Below are 23,624 nucleotides of genomic sequence, written 5' to 3'. Positions count from 1 at the left end.
CCCGAGATTGCAATGTGCCTACTGTGGGAGGCCGACCTGCGCGCGGGAGGGGGCTACGCGGGGTCGAGGACGGACCCCATGACCCGCTCGACCGCGATTTCGATGACGATGCGTCGGGGGTTGGGCCGGGGCTCGCGGTAGCGGGCTGCGTACAGCCGCTCGCCCTCGGCGACGGAGTCGCTGTCGCGGGCGACGCGTGCCCGACCTTCCATCGTCAGCCACCGCCCGCCGTGGACGTGGCTGACGGACGCGTATCCACCTCGTTCGACGTTGAGCGCCTTCTGTGATCCTTCGAAGGTGATGACCCGGGCGAGGCCGGTCGCGGGATCCCATGTGAATCCGACGGCGACGACGTGGGGCGTTCCGTCCTTGCGCAACGTAGTGAGGGTTGCGAGGTGGTATTCGGACAGGAACTCGAGGGCTTTGTCGCCCAGCGCATCGGGGGTGCGTGACATGTGGGTAGAGAATACTCAGCGCACGAGGTATGGCGAGACGGAGCTGCGGTGTTCGTTGATGTCGATGTCCTTACCGAGGGGCGGGAAGGCACGTTGCGGACAGTTCATCCGCTCGCACACGCGGCAGCCTGAACCGATCGGAGTGCCGGGGTTCGATTCGTCGAGGTCGAGGCCTTCCGCGTAGACGAGCCGGTGTGCATGGCGTAGTTCGCAGCCGAGGCCGATCGCGAAGGTTTTCGACGGCTGCCCGAAGCGCGCGGCGCGGCGTTCGACGGTGCGTGCGACCCACAGGTAGCGGCGACCGTCGGGCATCTGCGCGATCTGCGTCATGATCTTGCCCGGGTACGCGAAGGTTTCGTACACGTTCCACAACGGGCAGGTACCACCGCTCGTCGAGAAGTGGAACCCGGTGGCGGATTGCCGCTTGGACATGTTGCCTGCCCTGTCGACGCGGACGAACGAGAACGGCACACCGCGCAGCTTCGGGCGCTGCAGGGTCGAGAGGCGGTGCGCGACCGTTTCGTAACTCTGTCCATAGAACGCCGAGAGGCGTTCGATGTCGTAGCGGAAGTCCTCGGCGATCTCGTGGAACTGGGAGTAGGGGAGGATCAGTGCTGCTGCGAAGTAGTTGGCGAGTCCGAGCCGTGCGAGGGTGCGCGACGGGTCGCTGGTGAAGCCTCCGTCGTCGACGAGCTTGTCGATGAGATCGCCGCACTCGAGGTAGGCGAGTTCGGTCGAGAGCTTGAACACCTGCTGTCCTCCCGACAGCTGCGGTGCGATCTCGAGGACCCGGGTCTCGGGGTCGTAGCGGTGCAGCACGTTCTCGCCGAGATCGATTCGTTTGACGACCTGTACGTCGTGGAGTGCAGCCATGCGTTTGGCGATCTCGCCGCCGACATCACCTCGATGGAATCGGATCCTGTTGGCGAGCTCCTCGGCGGCGGTGTCGAGTTCGTGGAGGTAATTCTGTCGCTGATAGAAGTAGTCGCGGACTTCTTCATGCGGCATCGTGATCGCACCGCTTCCGCTGCCATCGCTGTAGCGGTCCTCTGTCGCGGCGGCGAGCTGCGCGGTGGTGTTGCGGAATCGGCGGTGCATGTTGACCATCGCGCGTGCCAGACCGGGATGCGCGGTGACCATCTCGGCGATCTCCTGCGCGTCGGCGTCGATTCCCATTTCCTGGTCGAGCGCGACCTCACGCATCTCGGCGATCAAGCGGGTATCGTCCTGCGACGAGAAGAACGTCGTGTCGACGCCGAACACTTCGCTGATCCGCAGCAGCACCGGCACGGTCAGGGGCCGGACATCGTGTTCGATCTGGTTGAGATAGCTCGCAGAGATCTCGAGTGTCTTGGCGAGTGCGGCTTGGCTGAGTCCACGCTCGGTCCGTAGCTGGCGCAAGCGGGCGCCGACGTAGGTCTTGGCCATTCGCCCAGCGTAAGACGGTTCTACCAGCTTTGCAACGTAGGGTTCGCAACACGGCTAAGGAACAGGTGCGTGCTCGCTCTCCAGGCCGAGCCACGAGCCCGGCGCGAATGCTTCGAAATGGATCGCTGCCGGCGACAGCCCTGCGCCGATCAGTTCACGACGGATCGACCGCATGAATTCGATCGGTCCGCACACATACGTCTGCGCGTTCGAAGGTAACGGGACGCGGGTGAGCGGGTTCCTTCCATCCTCGTGCTCCCCGTCGAAATCGGTATAGCGCAGGAACAGCTGCGAGTTGGGTAGTGACTTCGCCACCGCGCTGAACTCGATGCGCCGTACGTGTTCGTATGCGGACCTCTCCACGTGGATGATGGTCACCTCGCGGCCGGGGTTGTACGTGGCCAGATACTGGAGTGTCGCGAGGGTGTTGGTGACGCCGATTCCGGCAGACACCAGGAGCAACGGGCGGTTGTCGTCGTTGTCGACGACGACTCCGCCGAACGGCTGTGAAATGGTGAGCTGGTCTCCTTCCTCCACCTGGTCCACGAGAATCGGTGACACCAGCCCGCCCGGCACCCGTTTGATGGACAGGGCCCACTCACCCGTTTGGCGACCATGCGTCACCGTGTACTGGCGGATCTGTTCTGTCCCGTCCGCGAAGCGGATGCGGACAGAGGTGTACTGGCCGGGGCGATGAATGCGGAACGGTTTGCCATCGAGGGGGCGCAGGAACAGGGTTGCGGAGTGCTGGCCGTCGTACTCGCGCGCGGCTACCAGTGCTTGCCTCCACACCTGGCCCGCGGCCACACCCGCATTCCGGTACAGCTGTGACTCCTGTTCGGCCAGGGAATTGGCCATCAGGGAGTACACCTCGTTCCAGGCCGCTGCGACCTGGGGAGTGACGGCGTCGCCGAGGACCTCCACGATCGCAGCGAACAGGTGGGTGCGCACGACCTCGTAGAGATCGGATGTCACGCCCAGCGACGCATGCTTGGCGGCGATTCGGCTCATGATCGCGTCGATATCGTCGGGCTCCTGCGTCACGAGCAGCGTTGCGAACGAGGCAACGGAGCTTGCGAGTGCCTGCTGTTGCGAGCGATCGGCTTGATTCGCGCTGTTGAACAGGTTGGTGCGCAGCGAGGGGGCTGCGGCAAACAGCTTCTCGTAGAAGACCTCGGAGATCACGCCGATGCTTGCCCCGACCACGGGCAGGGTCATCTCGACGATCGGACGTGACGTGGCTGAAAGGATGACTGCTCCTCGGTTGTGCGGATGTCAACCGAAGCAGGAGGCGCGCAGCACTCTGCGCGACCGGCCCCGATCCGGTCGTGCGCCACATAGTACGACCGAGCAGGGTGCTTTCAAGGTCATTTACAGGGCGTGTGCGGGCCTGGAAATTCTGTGAAGAAGGACACATCGGGGAACCGCCGGCGGGTCTCTGTGAGGTGGCGGGCGTGGCGGGGAGATGTGCGGCGGACGGCGGCAAGGCGGGAGCAAAAGTCGAGGTCAGTGCTACTGGTGGGTAACTTTCATGTCCTGCGACGCAGTTGTTGGTCTCACCATTGATTAGCAATCTTTGCAAAGCGGCAGGCGAAAATTGCCGAGATTGGCATTAGCAACAGGTAGCGGGGTGTTTTCTGGTGTGTCATTGTCTTCATGTACATCCGAATGGGCCGCAAAGGATGTGAAGTAGTACGAATGTACTGCCTGAACGCCGAGCGGAGTAGATCTAGAGAGTGGAGCTTTGATGTCGACCACCGGCACCCCGAGGACCGCTGAAGAAATCCAGAAGGACTGGGACACGAACCCCCGCTGGAAGGGGATCACCCGCAACTACACGGCCGAGCAGGTCGTCAAGCTGCAGGGCACCGTCGTCGAGGAAGCCACCCTCGCCCGTCGTGGTTCGGAGATCCTGTGGGACCTCGTGAACAACGAGGATTACATCAACTCGCTGGGCGCACTCACCGGCAACCAGGCCGTTCAGCAGGTTCGCGCAGGCTTGAAGGCCATCTACCTGTCCGGCTGGCAGGTCGCGGGCGACGCCAACCTGTCCGGCCACACCTACCCGGACCAGTCGCTGTACCCGGCGAACTCGGTGCCGCAGGTCGTTCGCCGCATCAACAACGCGCTGCTGCGCGCCGACGAGATCGCCAAGGTCGAAGGTGACACCTCGGTCGACAACTGGCTCGCTCCGATCGTCGCCGACGGTGAGGCAGGCTTCGGTGGCGCGCTCAACGTCTACGAGCTGCAGAAGGCCATGATCGCGGCCGGCGTCGCCGGTTCGCACTGGGAAGATCAGCTCGCGTCGGAGAAGAAGTGCGGTCACCTCGGTGGCAAGGTGCTCATCCCGACCCAGCAGCACATCCGCACCCTGACCTCGGCGCGCCTTGCCGCCGACGTCGCAGACGTCCCGACGGTCGTCATCGCCCGCACCGACGCCGAGGCTGCCACGCTGCTCACCTCCGACGTCGACGAGCGCGACCGCGAGTTCCTCGACGGCACCCGCACGGCCGAGGGCTTCTACGGCGTCAAGAACGGCATCGAGCCGTGCATCGCCCGCGCCAAGGCATACGCACCGTACTCCGATCTCATCTGGATGGAGACCGGTGTGCCGGATCTCGAGGTCGCCAAGAAGTTCGCCGAGGCAGTCCGCAGCGAGTTCCCCGACCAGCTGCTGGCGTACAACTGCTCGCCGTCCTTCAACTGGAAGGCTCACCTGGACGACGCGACCATCGCGAAGTTCCAGAAGGAGCTCGGCGCGATGGGCTTCAAGTTCCAGTTCATCACCCTCGCCGGCTTCCACTCGCTCAACTACGGCATGTTCGACCTGGCCCACGGCTACGCCCGTGAAGGCATGACCGCCTTCGTCGACCTGCAGGAGCGCGAGTTCAAGGCTGCAGAGGAGCGAGGCTTCACCGCCATCAAGCACCAGCGTGAGGTCGGCGCAGGCTACTTCGACTCGATCGCCACCACGGTCGATCCGAACACCTCCACGGCTGCCCTGAAGGGCTCCACCGAAGAAGGTCAGTTCCACTAGGAGCTCGCACAGCCTCTCCGGGGCTTCAGCGAACCAGCCAGGCGGCCCGCAATCAGCATTGCGGGCCGCCTGTCCCGAATCCGGGGCATTCGGCCGTACCCGGTGAGTTACCCGTGTACTCGCCCAATCCGTAGTCGCCGAGCACAGGTAGTTGAGGAGATTCGACGTGACCAGCGAAAAGATTCAGCGCGTCGGTGTGATCGGCGCCGGCATCATGGGCTCGGGTATCGCTGAGGTGTGTGCGCGGGCTCATGTGGACGTGCTGGTGTTCGAGCAGACTCGCGAGCTCGCGGCGGCCGGACGCGCGCGGATCCTCCGGTCGCTCGACCGCGGTGTGAGTACCGGGAAGATCACTGAGCGCGAGCGGGAGCAGTCCGCATGGCGGCTTCGTTTCACCTCGGACCTCGAGGACTTCGCAGATCGGCAGCTCGTGGTGGAAGCGGTCGTGGAGGACGAGAAGGTCAAGGCCGAGATCTTCGCCGAGCTCGACAAAGTCGTCACCGACCCCCACGCCGTGCTCGCTTCCAACACGTCGTCGATCCCGATCATGAAGCTCGGAATTGCGACAACGGCACCCGAACGCGTCATCGGGATGCACTTCTTCAACCCGGTCCCGGTACTTCCCCTCGTGGAAGTCGTGACCACCCTCAAAACCAGCCGCGCGGTATCCGGACGCGCGGAGGCCTTCGCAGGCGACATCCTCGGCAAGCAGGTCGTCCGGTCGTCCGATCGGGCAGGATTCATCGCGAACGCCCTGCTCGTGCCGTACCTTCTCTCGGCGGTCCGGATGGTCGAATCCGGTTTCGCCACCAAAGAGGACGTCGACAAAGCGATGGTGCTCGGTTGTGCCCACCCGATGGGACCTCTCGAACTGACCGACCTCGTCGGGCTCGACACCGTCAAATCGATCGCGGACTCCATGTACGACGAATTCAAGGAGCCCCTCTACTCGGCACCTCCGCTGCTTCTCCGTATGGTCGAGGCGGGGCTCGTCGGCAAGAAGTCGGGCGCCGGATTCTACGAGTACGCCGAGAACGGCCGCGCGACCAAGAAAGCCGGTTAGGCAGGCAACACCTACCGCGATAGGTATTGAGGGAGAGGTCGATTCCGGCATGGCAGGCCACGGCTCGAGTATTCTCGGGTACCCGCGTATCGGACCCCGTCGCGAACTCAAGCGTGCTCTCGACTCCTACTGGCACGGCGAGGGCACCCGCAAGGAGATCCTCGAGATCGGCCGTGAGCTACAGGAGAACCTGTGGCGTGAACTGTCCGCTACCGGGTTGACGCAGGTCCCCGGCAACACGTTCTCCTTCTACGACCACGTGCTCGACAATGCACTGCTGTTCGGTGCGGTTCCGGAACGGTTCCGCCCGCTCGTCGACGAACTCGACCCGCTCGACTTCTACTTCATGATGTGCCGGGGCCGCGCAGACTTCCCGCCCCTCGAACTCGTCCGCTGGTTCGGGAGCAACTACCACTATCGTCAGCCTGAACTCGACGAACACACCACATTTCGATTGAACTCGGACGCATTGCTCGACGAGTTCGATCGGGCGATGTCCGAGGGCGTCGAACTGCGGCCCGTCGTACTCGGTCCCGTGTCGCTGCTGCTGCTGTCGAAGGTTGCGCCGACGTCCGAACAGGGCGGGTTCTCGACACTCGCGCTCCTCGATCCGCTACTCGAACAGTACAAGCGACTCTTCGAGCAACTTGCGAAGCGCGGTGCCACCTGTGTGCAACTCGACGAGCCGTCGTTCACCGAGGACCGCACTGCCGACGAACTCGCTGCCCTGAAACGGGCCTACCACGTGCTCTCACACGCACCGCTGCGCCCTCGCATCCTCGTGACCGGGCCGTACGGCCATTTCGGTGCGGCACTGCCGATCCTCGCGGCGTCGAAGGTCGAGGCACTCGGCCTGGACCTCGTCAACGGCCGGATGACTCCCGACGAGCTCGCCGCCGTGCCGGGCCTGAAACGCAAGCGGATCTACGCAGGCGTCGTCGACGGACGCAATGTGTGGAAGGTCGATCGGCGCCATACCCTCGACTATCTGCAGTCGCTCGCCGCGGTCGCCCCGGATCTCGTCGTCTCCACATCCTCCTCGTTGCTGCACGTGCCGTACGACCTCCTGGTCGAGTACGACATTCCCGGCGACGTCGCCGATCGGCTGGCGTTCGCGAAACAGAAGGTCGGTGAGGTCGTCTCGCTTGCGAAGGCTCTCACCAGCGGAGCCGAGGAGAAGTGGCGCAGGCCGCCCGTTTCGGTGCATTTCAAGCAGCGGCACGCCGTGCGGGCCCGACTCAACGCGCTCACCGCCGAGCATCGCGTCCGCGCGCCCTACGAGGAACGTCGTGTCGCCCAGCAGAAGCGTTTGACACTTCCACCCGTCCCCACAACCACACTCGGGTCGTTCCCCCAGAGCGCGGAGGCACGCACGGCGCGGTACGAGCTCGGCCAGGGACGCCTGTCCTACGCGGAATACGCCGCGCTCATCGAGGCCGAGATCGAGTCGACGATCCGGTTGCAGGAGGACATCGGCCTCGACGTTCTCGTGCACGGCGAACACGAGCGCAATGACATGGTGCAGTACTTCGCCGAACGGCTGGAAGGCTTCGCGACCACCCATTTCGGATGGGTGCAGTCCTACGGGTCGCGCTGCACACGCCCGCCGATCCTGTACGGCGACATCGTGCGGCCGAGACCGATGACAATGGAGTGGACCGCATTCGCGCAGTCCCTCACCGAAAAACCGGTCAAGGGCATCATCACCGGACCCGTCACGATGCTGGCGCGGTCCTATGTCCGGGTAGACCAGCCGCGTCATGAGACGGCGGACCAGCTGGCACTCGCGATCCGGGACGAAATCTCCGATCTGGAGAAGGCGGGGATCGCGATCATCCAGGTCGACGAACCGGCGATCCGTGAATTGCTGCCGTTGCGGCAGGACGGGCGAGCCGAGTACCTCGACTGGGCCGTCGATGCGTTCCGCCTCGCGACCGGTGGGGCCGGGCCCGAGACCCAGATCCACACACACCTGACTTATTCGGGTCAGAAGTCGGTGGTCGACGCCATCGAACGGCTCGATGCCGATGTCACCGCGATCGTCGCGACCAGGTCGATCAGCTGGGTGCTCGGGGCGCTCGGGGATCGGGCCCTGACGCACGGCGTCGGGCCGGGCGTCTACGAGTCGCGTTCGGCGCGCATTCCCGACATCGACGAACTCGACGAGTTGCTGACCGAAGCAGCTGAATCCGTCGACCTCGACCGGCTGTGGGCGAACCCGGACGGTGGACTCAAATCCCGGCGGAGCTGGCAGGTCGAGCCATCGCTGCGCAACCTCGTCGCAGCGGCGCGTCGGTTGCGTCGCCGGGCCGTAGCCACGGCGGAATCCTTGGAACGACTCTGACGCCGTGCACCCGCGGGCGAGCGGTCACTCGTCGGGGAGTAGGTATAGGAACATGAATGAGTCTGCTGTTCCTGTTCCGGCCATCACCGCGACGGCGTTCGCTGCCACCGCTGCAGATGCTCCCTTGACGAAGACCACGATCGAGCGCCGTCCGCTGGGTCCGCGTGACGTTCTGATCGAGATCGAATTCGCCGGTATCTGCCACTCGGACATCCATGTGGCCCGCAACGAATGGGGCGGTACCAAGTATCCGGTTGTGCCCGGACACGAGATCGTCGGGCGCGTCGCGGCGACCGGCGACGACGTCATGAAGCACGTCGTCGGCGACCGGGTCGGCGTGGGATGCTTCGTCGATTCGTGTGGTGAGTGCGATCCGTGCGTGACCGGATTCGAACAGCATTGCCTCGAGCGAGTCACCGCGACGTACAACTCCGTCGGCCGCGACGGCCAGGTCACCCAGGGCGGCTACTCGACACACATCGTCGTCACGGAACACTTCGTACTGAAGGTGCCGGACGGGCTCGATCCTGCTGCAGCGACACCGTTGCTGTGTGCAGGTATCACGTTGTACTCACCGTTGAAGCGCTGGAACGCAGGTCCCGGCACCAAGGTCGCGATCATCGGGATGGGCGGGCTGGGGCACGTCGGTGTCAAGATCGCCGCTGCGATGGGGGCGGAGGTGACCGTGCTCAGCCATTCCTCGGCGAAGAAAGAGGATGGCCTGCGCTTCGGCGCCGTCGACTATCGCGCAACCACCGACCCGGAGATCTTCAAGGAACTTCGCGGCAAGTTCGACCTGATCCTCAACACCGTGTCGGTGAACCTCGACCTGGACCGGTACCTGTCGCTGCTGTCGCTGCATGGTGTTCTCGTCGAACTGGGGCTACCCGAGAATCCACTGTCGCTGCGGGCATTCTCACTCGGCAACAACGACCGGGCGATCGCAGGATCGAACGTCGGAGGGATTGCGTCCACCCAGGAGATGCTCGAGTTCTGTGCAGCGCACGGCATTGCCGCAGAGATCGAGCTGATCTCTGCCGACCGCATCGCCGAGGCCTACGACCGGGTCGTGGCGAGCGACGTGCGGTACCGATTCGTCATCGATGCCGCGACCTTCTGAGCCGGGGCGGAGGGATCGGCTCGGCTCAGAAGTTGTCGCCGAGCTGATCCCGCAGCTGCGCGAGAGTTTTCGCCAGTAGACGGGAGACGTGCATCTGGGACACTCCGACTCGCTCGGCGATCTGCGTCTGCGTCATGTTTCCGAAGAATCGCAGCATGACGATGGAGCGTTCGCGTTCCGGTAGCGCGTCGAGCAACGGGCGCAGAGCTTCGTTGTTCTCGACCTCGTCGAGGGCCGTGTCGTACTCGCCGAGTGTTTCGGCCAGAGTGAGACCGTCGTCGGTCTGAGACGACGAGCGATCCACAGAGATCGTCGTATAGGCATTGCCGGCGACGAGCCCCTGGAGCACTTCCTCCTGGTCGATGCCCAACTCCTGCGCGAGCTCGCTCGCTGAGGGCGCGCGTCCGAGACGCTGCGACAGATCTGCGGTGGCGTGACTCAGTGACAGGTGCAGTTCCTTCATGCGGCGGGGAACCCGCACCGCCCACGCGGTGTCGCGGAAGTGCCGCCGGACCTCACCCATGATCGTGGGCACCGCGAACGACACGAAGTCGGCGCCGCGCTCTGGATCGAACCTGTCGACCGCGTTGACCAGCCCGAGACGCGCGACCTGCAGCAGGTCTTCGAACGACTCACCGCGCCCGTCGAAACGCCGCGCGATGTGTTCTGCGAGTGGGAGGCAGCGTTCGACGACGCGTTCGCGGATCACGGATCGTGCCGCGTCCTTCTCGCCGAGAACAGAGAGCCCTTTCAGATCGTCGAAGACATCGGCGTAATCGTCATTCGACCGTCGGTTCTTCTCTTTCACCGAGCCGCGCTACGGTCGGAGATGGCCATCTCGATAGTGCTCACTGTGTCGCCGCGCTCGTCGACGCCCGACGATACGGACACTGAATCGGTGAGCGAGTTGAGAACATGCCATCCGAACGAGCGGGGCTGCCGGGTAGGAGCGTCCGGGCGGGTGGGGGCCGACAAGCTGATCTTCACTCCGGTCGGCGAAACCTGGAAGCTGCACAGAAGGGTCGACAGCTCAACAGAATTCACGATCAACCGTGTTGCTGCCTCGTCGACCGCGAGTTTGACGTCCTCGACGGTGTCGAGATCGAGGTCGTGTTGCAAGGCGATCGCTGCTGCGACAGCGCGCAGCACCGAAAGCTGGTCGGCATCGGCCTTCACCCGCAGCTCGACTGTGGGTGAAGCATCTTTGTGTGCCGAATCTACCGACGCGGATTTCGCCATGAGTGCCTGTTCTCCGTGACTGCATGTAGCGGTGCTGGGTGTCCTCTTCCAGTTTCTTCGAGGGGAAGACTACCCAGCCTGTGAGTTCTCGAAACACCGCCCTCCGACGCTGCTCCGCTGCGGGTTGGAGATGAGTGATCCAGTTGAGTGCCGGGCGCAACTGCACTAGTGTTGAGTCCGGTTGAGCACACAGCCTGAAGTCGAAGGTGCCGCTTATGGGTGGTATTCCGGCGGGCGAACTGTTGCTGCTGCCGCGCCTGTAGCGCCTTTGAAATTTCTCAGACGTTGGGAAGTGCAATGACTGCTACAGAAAGCCATATCGAGCCGAGCCACACCATTCGCGCCGTTCCGAGCCTTGCCGCGATCAGCTGGGCCGTCGGTGCACAATTTCGCGCGCAACAGATCAGTTCGGCCTTGGTTCGTTTGGGCGTCACCGGAGAGATCGACCTCCGTAACGCTTCTGCACTGAGTGACTACGCCTGTAGACAGCTTCGCTCCTCGCAGCGGATGATCCTGGATCTGTCCGAAGTGGGGTTCTACGGAACGGCGGGCTTGACGGTGTTCCGTGAACTCGATGAGGTAAGCCGTCAGAGCGGCGCACGTTGGGCGCTCGTTGGCGGGAGACCGGTTCAGCGACTGCTGCGTATCGCCGACCCCGACAAGCGGATCTCTCAGCATCTCTCTCTCGAAAGTGCCATGAGATCGCTGAGTTTCGCCGCCTGATGCCACCTGAAGAGCGCGGCAGACTGTAGTGGTCAGTGTGTCGCGACACCGTTGCCGTGCAGGGTGGAGGCTTGCACGGCAACGGTTTTTCTACGCCGATACTGTTGCGATGATAAGCGTCCGGCACGCTATTTCTTTTTCATGCCGCTGAGGGATTCTTCGCGCGGGGATTCTTCGCACGGCACAGGCAGAATCCGCTCGTACACCCGCGCCGTGTCGGCTGCGACGCGATCCCACGAGTACCGTGCGACGGCGCGGTCGCGGCCCGCAATCCCGTAGGTGTCGCGCGTCGTCGGATCGCCGAGTAGCCGCCGTGCGGCCTTCGCGAGTGCCTCGGGAAGTCGGGGTGGTACGAGAATGCCCGTAATACCGTCGACCACGATATCGAGCACGCTGCCTGCTGCCGCCGCGATCACGGGTCGTCCACACGCCATCGCTTCGAGAGGCACAACGCCCAACGCCTCGTACCAGGGGTTGCTCACGACGATGTCCGCCGAACGCAACAGGGCGGGTACCTGGGAGGGCGCGATCCGGCCGGGTATTCGCACGCGGTCAGCTATGCCGCACCGCCGTGCGACGTCGGCAAGCCGTGCTGCTTCCGGGTCGTCGGACAGGTCGCCGCCCGCAGAGCCCCCGGCCACCACGAGTTCGGTCTCGGGAAGTGCCCGCAATGCTTCGATCGTGATGTCGAAACCCATTCGAGGCAAGAGCTTTCCGACCGTGACGATGCGGTACTTCGTTCGGCGGGGGAGGAGCGTGGGCCCGTCGGGTTCGAATCGTCTCACATCGACGCCGCAAGGAATGACGGACGTACGAGTGCGAGGAAGCCCCATGCGAGCGAGTTCGGTTACTTCGTCGGAGCAGGCTGCCAATACTCTGGTGGCCCCATGGGCGACGAGTTTCTCCAGCCGGATCCGATCCGCCCGGCCGGCATCCCCGGTGCTCCGATGCCGGCCGTTCTGATGTCTGCGTTCGACTATTCCCAGTGCGTGGAAGGTCTGTACGGTGGGAACTCCCAGTTCTCTCGCTGCCAACTGTGCCGCGATTCCCGAGATCCAGAAATGGGCATGTGCGATGTCGGGAAGTTCACGTGACCATTCCTTCCGGAGGAACGAACCGAACTCACCCGTGAAGGGAAGTAGTTCGTCCTTCCCGAGTGGCTCGGGCGGACCCGCCGGAACATGCACTACCTCGTAGTTCGCTTCGGTGCGCACTCGCTCGGGAAGGTCGGTGCTGTCGCGGCGGGTGTAGACCACCACTCGGTGCCCTGCGCGAGCCAACGCAGAAGACAGTTCGGCGATGTGGACGTGTCGTCCATCGACATCGGCATCGTCGAGTGCAGTGAGCGGACTCGCATCTTCCGACACCATGGAGATGTGCATCGGCTTCCTTCCTGGGCGACGAGGCGCAGCTTGTTCGAAAGTCGGACTACGTCGCTGCCGTCGCCGAGATGCCGGCGTACATCACCATCAGAACGAAGAGCGCCCAACCGGTTCCGTGCCAGATAGGCCACCTGCCGCCGGCCTTCCACACCTGATAGGTGCGTACGAAGGCACCGAGCCCCCCCAGAAGGAGCACGACAACAGGGCCGAACATGAGGATCTGGCGGGCGGGATCGGTGCACACGGCAAACTCTGCGTCCGCGCAGCTGTCACCTGACACAGCGGACCATACGATCACTCCGAACATGATCAGTAGGGCGATCACGATCACAGCAGCCGCATACCGAACGGCGCTTCGGAAGGCCTTCGGGTCGCGCCAGCGTTTCTCCACATCCTGGCTCATACCGAAGGTCAACTTCCGACGCGGTCGGTGAGCTGGTCCTGACCGACCTGACGGGCACAATGGGCGCAGCAGAACATCACGCCGTTCGCCTCTACTCCGTGTCCTAGGATTCTGCAATGACAGTGGGCGCACTCGGGCGCCATCGCGACCGCTGCGCACTCGAAACTGTCATATGTGCCGGTCACGTTCTCTCGAGTGACCGTGAAGGTTTTGTCGTAGTCGTTGCCGCATGTGTCGCACGTAGGCATGCCGAAGCTCCTTTCGTGTGAACTTCCGTCCCCCACCGGATGCCCCGCTTCGTCGCTGAGCAAACCCGGGGGAATCCCGGGTTTCACACAGAGGAACCCGGGTCGCCCCCCCCCGAACGATGGTTTGGAACAGCCGACATCGGGCATCCGGTATAGGTCCGGCCGACAGAATCCGCGATCCGAGGGTTGCGGCAGCCAGTTCGGGTACTCGTCCGACACGATGCGGAAACGACCAGAGGAGGGCACATGAGCGTCTCCGATCCTGAACCGCACGGCAATACCGATCCGAGCCCCGACAGCACGCCCGATCTGGATGGAGGCGGTGGCGTGCGCCCTGGGTCGACACCGCCCGAGTCGTCGGGCACCTCGGGTCTGTCTGCGCCGGAACCACGTACGAGCTTCAGGTTTCCACCCACCGGGTGGCTCACGATGGCTGCGGTCGTGGTGATCGTTCTGATCTTCGTGGCTCTGATCATCGGACTGCTGCTCTGAAGGAGTGGTGGCACTGCATGGCCGGTGGAACGGAAGACACGGCCCGAACAGGTGAATCAACAGCAGTTGAATCCACACGAGAAGGGATCAATCGCAATGACTGATGACAAGAGCGGCCCCAGCGAGGGCATCAAAGGTGCAGTCGAAGGAGTGAAGGGTAAGGCCAAGGAAGCCGCCGGGGCTCTGGTCGGAAACGACGACCTCGCTCGCGAGGGGCGCGCCCAGCAGGACAAGGCAGAAAGCCAGCGGGAAGTAGCCAAGAAGGAAGCCGAGGCAGAGAAGGCCCGCGCCGAAGCCGAGGCGGACGAAGCGCGGCAGCGGTCACAGCAGTAGCTCGCACCGTAATTGTCGGGGGGTGCCCGAGGTCTGGATCAGGCCTCGGGCACTCGGTCGTGCAGTGTCATCAGGAGATGGTCGAATTCGGTGCGCGCGATCGGCTGTGCGCCGGAACCGCCTGCTGCCTCGGCGACCAGTTGTTCCGCAAGCGCTCGCACCTTGACATTGGTCTCCTGGGAACGCCAGGCGAGTACCTCGAAGGCGCGTTCGGCGGACACGGCGTACACCACCATCAAGATCCCCTTGGCCTGTTCGATCACGGCGCGGGCGCCGGCGAGGGCCGACACAGCCACATCCACGCCTTCCCGGATATCTTCCTCGATGGCTTCGGAAAGATCGAGATAGAACCCGCTGGTGCCGAGTATGATGCCATCTCTGTCCAACAGCCGGTCGCCGATCACCGCCACGCTCTTGACGTTGCCAGCGGTATCGATGATGCGATGTTTACTGCTGAACGGTTCGCCCGTGGTCCGGACCGCCTGGAGCAGCTCTGCGAGTTTCTTCTTGTCGTCGGGATGCTTGTGATGCAGCAGCAATGCGGTGGTGGGATGAACTGTGCCCGGTACGTAGCCGTGCATCGCCGCCACCGCGTCGGACCACTCCCACGTGTCGTCGGCGAGCAGGTAACGGAAGCTTCCGACATGCGGGGACTGGGTGCCCTCGAAGCGGCGCGCTACGGCAGCCGTGTCGGAAGTAGAGACACTTTCCTTCATAGGTCAGATTATGCGTCACCCCATACCGGGATGGTTCACCGGAAGGTGCATACGGGGCGCGACGCGCCGTGGTGGGCTATGCCGTCTGCAGATCGTCGAGGAAGGTGCGCGCCCACCGGGCGACATCGTGCTTCATGACCTGGTCGTGCATCGCGCGCATACGCCGAGTCAACCCGGGATCGTCGAATCGGACGGCGGTGAGTATCGCGTTCTTCACGTCCTCGAGATCGTGGGGATTCACCAGCAAAGCGCGGCGCAATTCTGCCGCGGCCCCGGCGAATTCGCTGAGAACAAGTGCACCTTTACCATCTCCGTGGCAGGCCACGTACTCTTTCGCGACGAGGTTCATGCCGTCGCGCAGCGGTGTCACGAGCATTACGTCGGCGCCGGTGTACATCGCAACGAGGTCGTCCCGTGCGACCGGACGATGGATGTAGTGCACGACAGGGCCGCGCAGACGACCGAACTCGCCGTTGATCCGGCCCACTTCCCGCTCGACGTCGTCGCGCAACGAGGCATAGGCTTCGAGACGCTCGCGGCTGGGGGTGGCGAGTTGCACCATCACAGTCTTTTCGGGATCGAGTTCTCCCTCCACGAACAACTCCCGCAAGCCCTCGACACGCAGCTCGATGCCCTTGGTGTAGTCGAGCCGATCCACGCCCAGCAGAAAGATCTCGGGATCACCGAGTTCCGCCCGGATCTGTTCGGCGCGCAGCACGGTGTTCGGCTCGGTGGAGGAGTCGCGCAGCCGCGCCGAGTCGATGGAGATCGGATAGGCGCCTACGCGCACACTCCGTGTACCGAGGTCGATGCGGCCGCCCGCGGACAGATGGGTGCTGGACGGCGCGGAAAGTCGTCGTGCGAGGTACCGGAAGTTCTCGGCGCCTCCCGGAAGGTGGAATCCGACGAGGTCGGCGCCGAGCAGGCCCTCCACGATCGCCTTTCGCCACGGCAGTTGCAGGAACAGTTCTGGCGGTGGGAACGGAATGTGCAAGAAGAAACCGATCCTGACATCCGGCCGCAACTCGCGGAGCATATGGGGAACGAGTTGGAGCTGATAGTCGTGGACCCACACGGTGGCACCCTGTGCGGCGGCCAGCGAGGCGGCTCGGGCAAAGCGGCGGTTGACTTCCTGGTAGGTATGCCACCATTCCCGGCGGAAGGTCGGGGCAACCAGGGCATCGTGATAGAGCGGCCAGAGCGTCGAGTTGGCAAACCCCTCGTAGTATTCGGCGACCTCGTGTTCATCCAGGGGCACCGGATGGAGGGCCAGTCCGTCTTCGATGAACGGATCGAGTGCTACACCGGCGGTGCCCGTCCATCCCACCCACGAGCCTTCGACGGAGCGGAGGACCGGCTCGAGAGCCGTGACGAGTCCACCGGGACTGCGCTGCCATCGCGCGGGACCGTCGTCGGACTGCTCGACGAGATCGACGGGAAGGCGGTTCGCCACCACGACGAAATCGCTCGGCCTTGCTCCTCTCATGCTTGTTGCTCCGGCCCCTCACCCGGCCGGCTGCCGATCGGCGAAGACGTCGATCACTGCCGAGCAGAACGCGGGCAGATCTGCAGGGTTACGGCTGGACACCAGGTTCTTGTCGATGACCACTTCCTCGTCCACCACCGTGCCACCCGCGTTCCGGATGTCGGTGCGGACGCTCGGATACGACGTCAACGTCCGATCACGCACGACGTCGGCTTCGACGAGCGTCCACGGACCGTGGCAGATGACGCCGACGGGTCGGCCCGAGGTGACGAAATCACGGACGAATGCGACCGCCTTTGCGTCTTGACGGAGGTGGTCGGGATTGGTTGTACCACCGGGTAGGAGGAGACCGTCGAAGTCGTCCACCGACGCGTCTGCCACAAGCTGGTCCACCGAGTACTTGCCCGCGGCGTGCACATCCTTCTCCATCGCCTGGATCTCCCCGCTCTCCAGCGACAGCAACCGCACTGTGGCACCCTCCCGCTCAACCGCGCGCCGGGGCTCGACGAGCTCCACTTCTTCGACGCCGTCGGTCGCGAGGATGGCGATGGTCCGGCCGGTCAGACGTCCAGGCTGTGCTGTGTCCATGATGGTCACCCTTCTTCGAAGTCGATGGTTTCCGCATACCCGCTGCCAGCTGGTGAGCAAACGTGACACCCGCGCGTGAGTCGGTGCCGGGTCGGCCCGAACAGCTGACCGGATTCTTCTGCTGCCCAGTCCGTTTGCCTTCCCGGACTGCGGGTACGCCGGTGTGCACCAATCGACGAGCGGAGGAACGATGAAAGCAGTGACATGGCAGGGACGACGTCACGTGAGTGTCGACACCGTCCCCGACCCGCGAATCGAAGAGCCGACCGACGCTGTCATCAAGGTCACGACCACCAATCTGTGTGGCTCCGATCTGCACCTGTACGAAGTGCTCGGTGCGTTCATGACTCCCGGCGACATCCTCGGTCATGAGCCCATGGGCATCGTGGAAGAGGTGGGCTCTGCCGTCACGAAACTGGCGCCCGGCGACCGGGTGGTCATCCCCTTCCAGATCTCGTGCGGGGGGGTGTTTCATGTGCGATCACGGTCTTTACTCGCAGTGCGAGACCACCCAGGTGCGTGAGCAGGGAAGCGGGGCCGCGTTGTTCGGATACTCGAAGCTGTACGGCAGTATTCCCGGCGGGCAAGCGCAGTATCTGCGCGTTCCCCACGCCGACACGACCCACATCAAAGTCCCGGACGGCCCCGCCGACGATCGATTCGTGTATCTCTCCGACGTACTTCCGACCGCATGGCAGGCCGTCGAATACGCCGAGATCCCGGAGGGCGGCACGGTCACCGTGCTCGGACTCGGCCCGATCGGCGATATGGCAGGTCGTATCGCGATGCACCGTGGCGCTCGGGTCATCGGCGTCGACCTCGTGCCGGAACGGCTTGCACGCTCCGCCGCTAGAGGCATGGACGTCATCGATCTCGGTGACGTCGGTTCCGGACTCGCAGATCTCATCCGGGACCGCACCGATGGCCGGGGCACCGATTCGGTCATCGACGCAGTAGGTATGGAAGCTCATGGCTCACCCGTCGCCAAGTTGGCGCAGACGGCCACCGGCTACCTTCCGTCGGCCATTGCCGCCCCGATGATGGAGCGGATGGGAGTCGACCGGCTGAATGCGCTGTACACCGCGATCGACGTGGTGCGCCGCGGAGGAACCATATCTCTGTCCGGTGTATACGGCGGAATGAGCGATCCGATGCCGATGCTGACCATGTTCGACAAGCAGATTCGGCTTCGCATGGGCCAGGCCAATGTGTTGCACTGGGTGCCCCGGATATTGCCTCTTCTCACCGACGACGACCCACTCGGAGTGGATGCGTTCGCCACCCACCGGTTGTCATTGGCAGAGGCACCCCATGCATACGACATCTTCCAGCGAAAGCAGGACGGCGCGGTGAAGGTCGTCTTCACGCCTTGACCGACCGACCGGACGCAAGGCCCCGTGGGGGCGATCGCCCGCGATCTATGCCAGGACCGGATCGAACGCCGGCCCATCGGCCGGAGGCTGCTGGGTTCGGCGCTCCACCCGAGCACCCAGCGCGAACGCGAGGTGCCCGCCGAGGGTGCCGCCGAAGCCGATCATTACGGCTGCGACCGTGCTCGCTGCTACCGCAGCGGGACGGTCGCCTCGCCGTCGCCCCAGGTAGGAAAGGCCCATCAGGGCGATGCCGGTTCCGTTGACCGCAGCATGAACCATCCCGACCCGTCGTTGCTGTAGGTCGCATTCGGCGAAGTCGGCCCAGCCGGTGAGCGCGGACGGCAGAGCTGCGACCAGCCCGACCCCGATGAGCTGCCGTGCGGTCTCCGGTTTGCGGAAGACGAAGTCGAACAGCGGCGCACACGACCAGGCACCGATCGGGATGGCAACCAGTGCGGGGTGCAGTGGATGGCCCGGAGCCACGTCACCGCGCAACAGATCACCCGGTACGCCTGCGGTAATACGTCGGACAACATCTCGGACGGCCGTCGAGGGTCGATCGAGTGCTGTGGCGGATTCGAGTGTCGAGAACAATCCCGTCATGGGTCGCGAGTACCTCGGATGAACGGTTCGAAACACCCGGCAATGGCGATTGTTCGCCCGATCCGGTTTCGGACACTGTCAGCCGGGTAGCTGGAGAGGCAGTCGCTGCACGTGCTGTGCTCCGCTGACAATCGCGCGCACGCGTTTATTGCGCTGAGGAGGGTTCGATGGCCGGTCAGAATGTCGCAGACTACCTACTCGAACGGTTGCGTCTGGGGGTTCATCAAGACCGGTATCAAGACCGAGGCCAGGAATTCCTCCCGCGTACGCAAAACGAGAACTGACCGAATACTCGACGCTGCGCGACTGCGGTGTCACTCGATGGTGTCACCCGGTTCGCTGGTCGCCGTTACCACTGGCGTGCAGTGTTATTCGGTCTCCGGTGAACTTCGACCGAAGACCGGAGGTCGAACAACCGCACGTCAGCGCAGACGGTACCGTCAGGGGACGGCCACGGCGAAGCGTTCGCTCACACCGGAAGTTCAGAATTTCCGGAAGTCTAGAAATCGGTGTCGATGCACGCCAGGCGGTCACCGGCCATTCCGGCCTCACCCGGTCCAGTCATGGTGTGCTGTGCGTGAAGGACCACGGAGTTGGCCTCATCGTCGCGAAACTCCCAGTCGACGGTCGTCGACGCCTGGGCGGCGCCGTTCTCGTCGGTCGTGATATCGAGCCAGATCTCATTCTGTGGGTTCGCGTAGGCCGGGTCCGTCGACGGCGCGTCCGGGGTTGCCGCGGGGTCGAGGTCGTTCTGGTAGTGCGGACCCGAGTCGGATGGTTGCGGCCCGCACGGCCGAGTGTGCACGTGCACGCCGAAGTCGCGGTTCGGTGCCAGACCCGTCGCGTCGAGAGTGATCGTCGTGCGGCCGTCCTCGTCCTCGGAGTCGACCCTCACCACCGAGCCGACTGGCACGGCGGCTTCGTCGTAGGTGAAGGCATCGTCGTCGTCGTCGCCTACGGACTCTCCGGGTGTCTGGAAGGCGCCGGCCATCCCGGGCGCCGGGGTGGGTATGTCGTCGGTGGTCGTCTCGGCGGTGGTGAGGGGTGGTGTTTCGACGGTGGCATCGTCGGTAGTCGCTTCGTCGTCGCTGCAGCCGGCGGCGACGAGAGCGGCCAGTGACACCGCCGCGATCATGGTGGTGTGTCGTGTGTTCATGAATGTCGCGTACCCGCGGCGCACAGGAACGAACCCTGGATTCGTCACCAGGTGTGCATTTCGGACCGAGCTTCCGGCGAACGTCAGTGATTCCTCAGAGCGTCGATGAGCTCGTCCTTTGTCATCTTCGAGTATCCGGTGACACCGATTTCCTTGGCACGTTCCTTCAACTCGGGGACCGTCCGTTCCTCGTAATCGGTGGCCTTGCCACCCTTGTGTCCGACCGACGAGCGTCCTTCGTTCGCCGCGGCATTGGAGATACGTGCGGCCTTCTCCTTGGAGTCACCTTCGTCGCGCAGTTCCTCGTACAACTCCTGATCCTTCAGATGCGGATCAGAGCCCTTTTCCGGCATGACAGTCCTCCTCGTTGGTCACCTCCACGCATACCCGGCGGCTTCACCGTAAAACCCGGGTCCGCATTTCTCACGAAGTCCGGCGCGTGCGTCCTGATCGTGGGAGATTCGGACGGTGGGCACTGCCGATCGAATCCCCGACTCGGTACTGGACGATGTCGGTACTTTTGCACGTTCGCCGACCGTCGCCTGGATTCGACGAGGTGCGGTCGTGCTCCTTGCCGTGATCGTCCTGGTCGGTCTCACCGGCAGATTGGGCGTGTACAGCGCGACCACCCACGCATCCGGCGGTGGATACGAACTCCACCTCGAATATCCGCGGATCGCGCGACCCGGACTGGACGTCCCTTGGAATCTGACGGTCCGGAAACCAGGGGGATTCACCGAGCCTGTGGTGATCGCCGTCGATTCCGACTATTTCGATATCTTCGAAAGTCAGGGGTGGACGCCTGAACCGTCGGCGGAGACCTCCGATGCCGACCGCATCTATATGACCCTCGACCCGCCTCCCGGTGACACGCTCTCACTTGGGTTCGACGCGTATATCCAACCGTCCAGCCAGAGAGGAGCATCGGGTTCGGTATCCGTGCACGAGAACGGAATCGATGTGGTCACTGTGGATTTCAAGACGTGGGTGGTGCCCTGATGGAGATCATCGTCCGCGCGGCGGTTCTCTTTCTGTTCCTGTGGGTGGTCACGCGGATCGTCGGGCGGTCGACGGTGGGCGAACTGAGTACCTTCCAGCTGATCCTCTACATCGCGATGGGAGATCTCATCCAGCAGGGAGTCACGCAGCAGGATTACTCCGTCACTGCGGCTGTCCTGACGGTCGGCGTGTTCGCCTTGCTCACCATGGGACTGTCATGGATCAATTCCCGGTTTCCCCGCATGCGGGGTGTCACGCACGGAATTCCTGTCATCATCGTCCGCGACGGAGTCCCCGACTTGCACCGACTGCGTACCGAACGGATGTCGCTCGACGATCTGATGAGCAGTGCACGTCAGAAAGGTATTCGGCGTTTCGACGAGATCGAACTCGCTGTCCTCGAGACCAATGGACGCGTATCGTTCTTCACCCGGGCCGAGGGAGGGGCCGACGAGTCGGCACATCCGGACATCATTTGACCGTGGCCGGTGGCCGTTTGGCCGTGGCACGCATGGGTACCCGATGTCAGACACTGTCTGCTGAAGGAGGCCACGATGACGGATCCCAACTTCACGACCGACGACGCCGGTATTCCGGTTACGAGTGACGAGCATTCGCTGACCATCGGTACCGATGGACCCGTCCTGCTCCAGGACCACTACCTGATCGAAAAGATGGCCCAGTTCAACCGCGAGCGCGTCGCGGAGCGCCAACCTCACGCGAAAGGTGGCGGTGCCTACGGGCGATTCGAGGTCACCGAGGACGTCTCCGCCTACACGAAGGCAGATCTGTTCCAGCCCGGTAAGAAGACCGACCTGCTTATCAGGTTCTCGACCGTTGCCGGGGAACGCGGCAGCCCCGACACGTGGCGCGACCCGCGCGGTTTCGCGATCAAGTTCTACACCGACCAGGGCAACTACGACATGGTCGGCAACAACACCCCGATCTTCTTCATGCGTGACCCGATGAAGTTTCAGGATTTCATCCGGTCCCAGAAGCGCCGCGCCGACAACAATCTGCGCGACCACGACATGCAATGGGACTTTTGGACGCTCTCTCCTGAGTCGGCACACCAGGTCACCTGGCTGATGGGTGACCGCGGTATTCCGCGCACGTGGCGCCATATGAACGGCTACTCGAGCCACACCTACATGTGGGTGAACGCCGAGGGCAAGAAATTCTGGGTGAAGTACCATTTCAAGACCGACCAGGGAATCGAGTACTTCACCCAGCACGAGGCCGACCAGATGGCATCGATGGATACGGACTATCACACGCGTGACCTGTGGGAACACATCGAAGCGGGCGAGTACCCGAGTTGGACCTTGAATATGCAGATCATGCCGTTCGAGGATGCGGACAACTACCGCTTCAACCCGTTCGACCTGACGAAGGTGTGGCCACACGGCGACTATTCCTTGATCTCGGTCGGCACGATGACGCTCGATCGTAATCCCACCGATTACCACTGCGAGATCGAGCAGGCCGCGTTCGAGCCGAGCAACCTGGTTCCCGGCATCGGCCCGAGTCCGGACAAGATGCTCCTCGGACGGTTGTTCTCGTATCCCGATGCCCACCGGTATCGTATCGGCGCCAACTACAAGGAACTGCCGGTCAACAAACCGCATGTCCCCGTCCGGTCCTATTCGAAGGACGGAAACATGCGGCACCACAATCCCGGTGACCCGGTTTACGTTCCGAATTCCAAGGGCGGGCCCCACGCGGATCCGTCGCAGGTCGGAGAGACCGCCACATGGCAGAGCTCGGGCGATATGGTGCGCGCACCCTACGCGCTGCACAGCGAGGATGACGACTGGGGCCAGGCCGGAACGATGGTTCGGGAAGTTCTCGACGATGAAGCCCGGGATCGGTTGGTGGACAACGTCGTCGGGCATCTTCTCAATGGTGTCACCGAACCCGTTCTCGAGCGGGCGTTCGAGTACTGGCGCAACATCGACAAGCCCCTCGGCGACCGGATCGTCAGCGGTGTCTCCGAGAAGAAGACGGCGAAGGACCCGAAGGCAGGGCAACAAGCGAACCCCGCGCGGAGCAGCGCACAGGAGAAAGCCTGATCCGGTCTGCTACCCCCACTCGGGCGAGGCCACCTTCTGCGGGGCACGCTCCCCGGCAGGAGTGGCCGAGTGCCACCTCCGGGGTAGACCGCCCAGAGCACCATGACGCGCCTCCTCCCAGGAGGAGGTAGATGCGGACAAGACCAGTCGGTGGGCCGCCAGTAGACCGGCTGTGCCGAACACGAGGTGCACGACGTTGTGCACAGCGGAAACCTGGAACAATCCGAGCAGATGGGCCTGCGAGGCAGCGCCCACGTGCATGATCGTGCCGTAGTTGGACGTCAACCCCCTGCGTGTCAGGCTGAGTTGAGTCCAGCGGTTCACAGCAACCCCGCCTGCAGGGCGAGATACGGATCAACCCCAC

25 protein-coding genes and 1 pseudogene are annotated in these 23,624 nt (G+C 63.6%); 11 read left to right on the top strand and 15 right to left on the bottom strand.

What is annotated here, in order from left to right:
• Window positions 1-53: 53 nt before the first annotated feature.
• The 3 genes from HCA61_RS04000 to HCA61_RS03990 are packed head-to-tail and all read right to left on the bottom strand — an operon-like array spanning window position 54 to window position 3,101.
• Window positions 54-455, bottom strand: a complete 402-nt coding sequence (locus HCA61_RS04000) for a TIGR03618 family F420-dependent PPOX class oxidoreductase (RefSeq protein WP_169686906.1) — start codon at window positions 453-455, stop codon at window positions 54-56.
• Window positions 456-470: 15 nt separating this feature from the next.
• On the bottom strand, window positions 471-1,883 hold the full coding sequence (ramB, locus tag HCA61_RS03995) for an acetate metabolism transcriptional regulator RamB (protein ID WP_169686905.1): 1,413 nt from the start codon (window positions 1,881-1,883) through the stop codon (window positions 471-473).
• Between the two features lie 54 nt (window positions 1,884-1,937).
• Window positions 1,938-3,101: a globin domain-containing protein gene (locus tag HCA61_RS03990; protein ID WP_206039650.1), complete on the bottom strand. Its 1,164-nt coding sequence runs from the start codon at window positions 3,099-3,101 to the stop codon at window positions 1,938-1,940.
• A gap of 529 nt (window positions 3,102-3,630) precedes the next feature.
• On the opposite strand from HCA61_RS03990, the gene aceA reads away from it, so the two are divergent.
• The 4 genes from aceA (at window position 3,631) to HCA61_RS03970 (ending at window position 9,447) form a co-directional block, all read left to right on the top strand.
• Entirely contained in the window at window positions 3,631-4,920 is a 1,290-nt protein-coding gene (aceA, locus tag HCA61_RS03985) for an isocitrate lyase (protein WP_169686904.1), read from the top strand.
• A 166-nt stretch (window positions 4,921-5,086) separates the two neighbouring features.
• Window positions 5,087-5,983: a 3-hydroxybutyryl-CoA dehydrogenase gene (locus HCA61_RS03980; RefSeq protein WP_169686903.1), complete on the top strand. Its 897-nt coding sequence runs from the start codon at window positions 5,087-5,089 to the stop codon at window positions 5,981-5,983.
• A gap of 49 nt (window positions 5,984-6,032) precedes the next feature.
• Window positions 6,033-8,327 carry a 5-methyltetrahydropteroyltriglutamate--homocysteine S-methyltransferase gene (gene metE / locus HCA61_RS03975; protein ID WP_169686902.1) on the top strand — a complete coding sequence of 765 codons (2,295 nt, stop codon included), beginning with the start codon at window positions 6,033-6,035 and terminating at the stop codon, window positions 8,325-8,327.
• Between the two features lie 52 nt (window positions 8,328-8,379).
• Window positions 8,380-9,447 carry an NAD(P)-dependent alcohol dehydrogenase gene (locus tag HCA61_RS03970; protein WP_169686901.1) on the top strand — a complete coding sequence of 356 codons (1,068 nt, stop codon included), beginning with the start codon at window positions 8,380-8,382 and terminating at the stop codon, window positions 9,445-9,447.
• Between the two features lie 25 nt (window positions 9,448-9,472).
• Here HCA61_RS03970 and HCA61_RS03965 read toward each other — a convergent pair whose 3' ends face one another.
• Both HCA61_RS03965 and HCA61_RS03960 read right to left on the bottom strand, forming a co-directional pair.
• Window positions 9,473-10,255, bottom strand: coding sequence for a SigB/SigF/SigG family RNA polymerase sigma factor (locus HCA61_RS03965; protein ID WP_169686900.1), 783 nt, complete (start codon window positions 10,253-10,255; stop codon window positions 9,473-9,475).
• Window positions 10,252-10,686, bottom strand: a complete 435-nt coding sequence (locus HCA61_RS03960; protein ID WP_169686899.1) for an ATP-binding protein — start codon at window positions 10,684-10,686, stop codon at window positions 10,252-10,254. The genes HCA61_RS03965 and HCA61_RS03960 overlap by 4 nt, the downstream gene beginning before the upstream one ends.
• A 297-nt stretch (window positions 10,687-10,983) precedes the next feature.
• Here HCA61_RS03960 and HCA61_RS03955 point away from each other — a divergent pair, with 297 nt between their 5' ends.
• Window positions 10,984-11,409 carry an STAS domain-containing protein gene (locus HCA61_RS03955; RefSeq protein ID WP_169686898.1) on the top strand — a complete coding sequence of 142 codons (426 nt, stop codon included), beginning with the start codon at window positions 10,984-10,986 and terminating at the stop codon, window positions 11,407-11,409.
• A gap of 128 nt (window positions 11,410-11,537) precedes the next feature.
• Here HCA61_RS03955 and HCA61_RS03950 read toward each other — a convergent pair whose 3' ends face one another.
• Genes HCA61_RS03950 through HCA61_RS26135 form a run of 3 tightly spaced genes read right to left on the bottom strand, consistent with a single transcriptional unit; the run spans window position 11,538 to window position 13,442 of the window.
• Entirely contained in the window at window positions 11,538-12,791 is a 1,254-nt protein-coding gene (locus HCA61_RS03950; RefSeq protein ID WP_169686897.1) for a glycosyltransferase, read from the bottom strand.
• A 46-nt stretch (window positions 12,792-12,837) separates the two neighbouring features.
• Window positions 12,838-13,194 (bottom strand): hypothetical protein, encoded by a 357-nt coding sequence (locus HCA61_RS03945; protein WP_169686896.1) that lies wholly within the window; start codon window positions 13,192-13,194, stop codon window positions 12,838-12,840.
• Window positions 13,195-13,202: 8 nt separating this feature from the next.
• A complete protein-coding gene (locus HCA61_RS26135; RefSeq protein WP_169686895.1) occupies window positions 13,203-13,442 on the bottom strand; it encodes a hypothetical protein in 240 nt (79 codons plus the stop codon).
• 246 nt (window positions 13,443-13,688) lie between these two features.
• Here HCA61_RS26135 and HCA61_RS03935 point away from each other — a divergent pair, with 246 nt between their 5' ends.
• Window positions 13,689-13,934 carry a DUF6480 family protein gene (locus tag HCA61_RS03935; protein ID WP_169686894.1) on the top strand — a complete coding sequence of 82 codons (246 nt, stop codon included), beginning with the start codon at window positions 13,689-13,691 and terminating at the stop codon, window positions 13,932-13,934.
• A 96-nt stretch (window positions 13,935-14,030) separates the two neighbouring features.
• On the top strand, window positions 14,031-14,267 hold the full coding sequence (locus HCA61_RS03930) for a CsbD family protein (RefSeq protein WP_169686893.1): 237 nt from the start codon (window positions 14,031-14,033) through the stop codon (window positions 14,265-14,267).
• A 38-nt stretch (window positions 14,268-14,305) separates the two neighbouring features.
• Here the strand turns inward: HCA61_RS03930 and HCA61_RS03925 are convergent, their stop codons facing one another.
• The 3 genes from HCA61_RS03925 to HCA61_RS03915 form a co-directional block, all read right to left on the bottom strand.
• Window positions 14,306-14,983 carry a PAS and ANTAR domain-containing protein gene (locus tag HCA61_RS03925; protein ID WP_169686892.1) on the bottom strand — a complete coding sequence of 226 codons (678 nt, stop codon included), beginning with the start codon at window positions 14,981-14,983 and terminating at the stop codon, window positions 14,306-14,308.
• Between the two features lie 76 nt (window positions 14,984-15,059).
• Complete coding sequence (locus tag HCA61_RS03920; RefSeq protein ID WP_169686891.1) at window positions 15,060-16,469, bottom strand: trehalose-6-phosphate synthase; 1,410 nt, start codon at window positions 16,467-16,469, stop codon at window positions 15,060-15,062.
• An 18-nt stretch (window positions 16,470-16,487) separates the two neighbouring features.
• On the bottom strand, window positions 16,488-17,057 hold the full coding sequence (locus tag HCA61_RS03915) for a type 1 glutamine amidotransferase domain-containing protein (RefSeq protein ID WP_169686890.1): 570 nt from the start codon (window positions 17,055-17,057) through the stop codon (window positions 16,488-16,490).
• Window positions 17,058-17,247: 190 nt separating this feature from the next.
• Here HCA61_RS03915 and HCA61_RS03910 point away from each other — a divergent pair.
• A pseudogene (locus HCA61_RS03910) lies at window positions 17,248-18,430 on the top strand (zinc-dependent alcohol dehydrogenase).
• Window positions 18,431-18,475: 45 nt separating this feature from the next.
• On the opposite strand, the gene HCA61_RS03905 reads toward HCA61_RS03910, so the two are convergent.
• The 3 genes from HCA61_RS03905 to HCA61_RS03895 all read right to left on the bottom strand — a co-directional run bounded on the left by HCA61_RS03905 (window position 18,476) and on the right by HCA61_RS03895 (window position 20,542).
• Window positions 18,476-19,033, bottom strand: coding sequence for a DUF2231 domain-containing protein (locus HCA61_RS03905; RefSeq protein ID WP_169686889.1), 558 nt, complete (start codon window positions 19,031-19,033; stop codon window positions 18,476-18,478).
• A 499-nt stretch (window positions 19,034-19,532) separates the two neighbouring features.
• A complete protein-coding gene (locus HCA61_RS03900) occupies window positions 19,533-20,189 on the bottom strand; it encodes a superoxide dismutase family protein (protein ID WP_169686888.1) in 657 nt (218 codons plus the stop codon).
• 83 nt (window positions 20,190-20,272) lie between these two features.
• Entirely contained in the window at window positions 20,273-20,542 is a 270-nt protein-coding gene (locus HCA61_RS03895) for a Rho termination factor N-terminal domain-containing protein (RefSeq protein ID WP_169686887.1), read from the bottom strand.
• A 115-nt stretch (window positions 20,543-20,657) separates the two neighbouring features.
• On the opposite strand from HCA61_RS03895, the gene HCA61_RS03890 reads away from it, so the two are divergent.
• The 3 genes from HCA61_RS03890 to HCA61_RS03880 all read left to right on the top strand — a co-directional run bounded on the left by HCA61_RS03890 (window position 20,658) and on the right by HCA61_RS03880 (window position 23,260).
• Window positions 20,658-21,188 (top strand): hypothetical protein, encoded by a 531-nt coding sequence (locus HCA61_RS03890; RefSeq protein ID WP_169686886.1) that lies wholly within the window; start codon window positions 20,658-20,660, stop codon window positions 21,186-21,188.
• Entirely contained in the window at window positions 21,188-21,667 is a 480-nt protein-coding gene (locus tag HCA61_RS03885; RefSeq protein ID WP_240958975.1) for a YetF domain-containing protein, read from the top strand. The genes HCA61_RS03890 and HCA61_RS03885 overlap by 1 nt, the downstream gene beginning before the upstream one ends.
• A gap of 75 nt (window positions 21,668-21,742) precedes the next feature.
• Window positions 21,743-23,260 (top strand): catalase, encoded by a 1,518-nt coding sequence (locus tag HCA61_RS03880; RefSeq protein ID WP_169686885.1) that lies wholly within the window; start codon window positions 21,743-21,745, stop codon window positions 23,258-23,260.
• 9 nt (window positions 23,261-23,269) lie between these two features.
• Here HCA61_RS03880 and HCA61_RS03875 read toward each other — a convergent pair whose 3' ends face one another.
• Window positions 23,270-23,584 (bottom strand): DUF4383 domain-containing protein, encoded by a 315-nt coding sequence (locus tag HCA61_RS03875; protein ID WP_169686884.1) that lies wholly within the window; start codon window positions 23,582-23,584, stop codon window positions 23,270-23,272.
• Window positions 23,585-23,624: the final 40 nt, after the last annotated feature.

The organism is Rhodococcus sp. HNM0563, from assembly GCF_012726195.1.
Lineage (GTDB): Bacteria > Actinomycetota > Actinomycetes > Mycobacteriales > Mycobacteriaceae > Rhodococcus.
The sequence above is the reverse complement of the archived record's forward strand: the minus strand, read 5'-3'. Positions and strand labels throughout refer to the sequence as shown.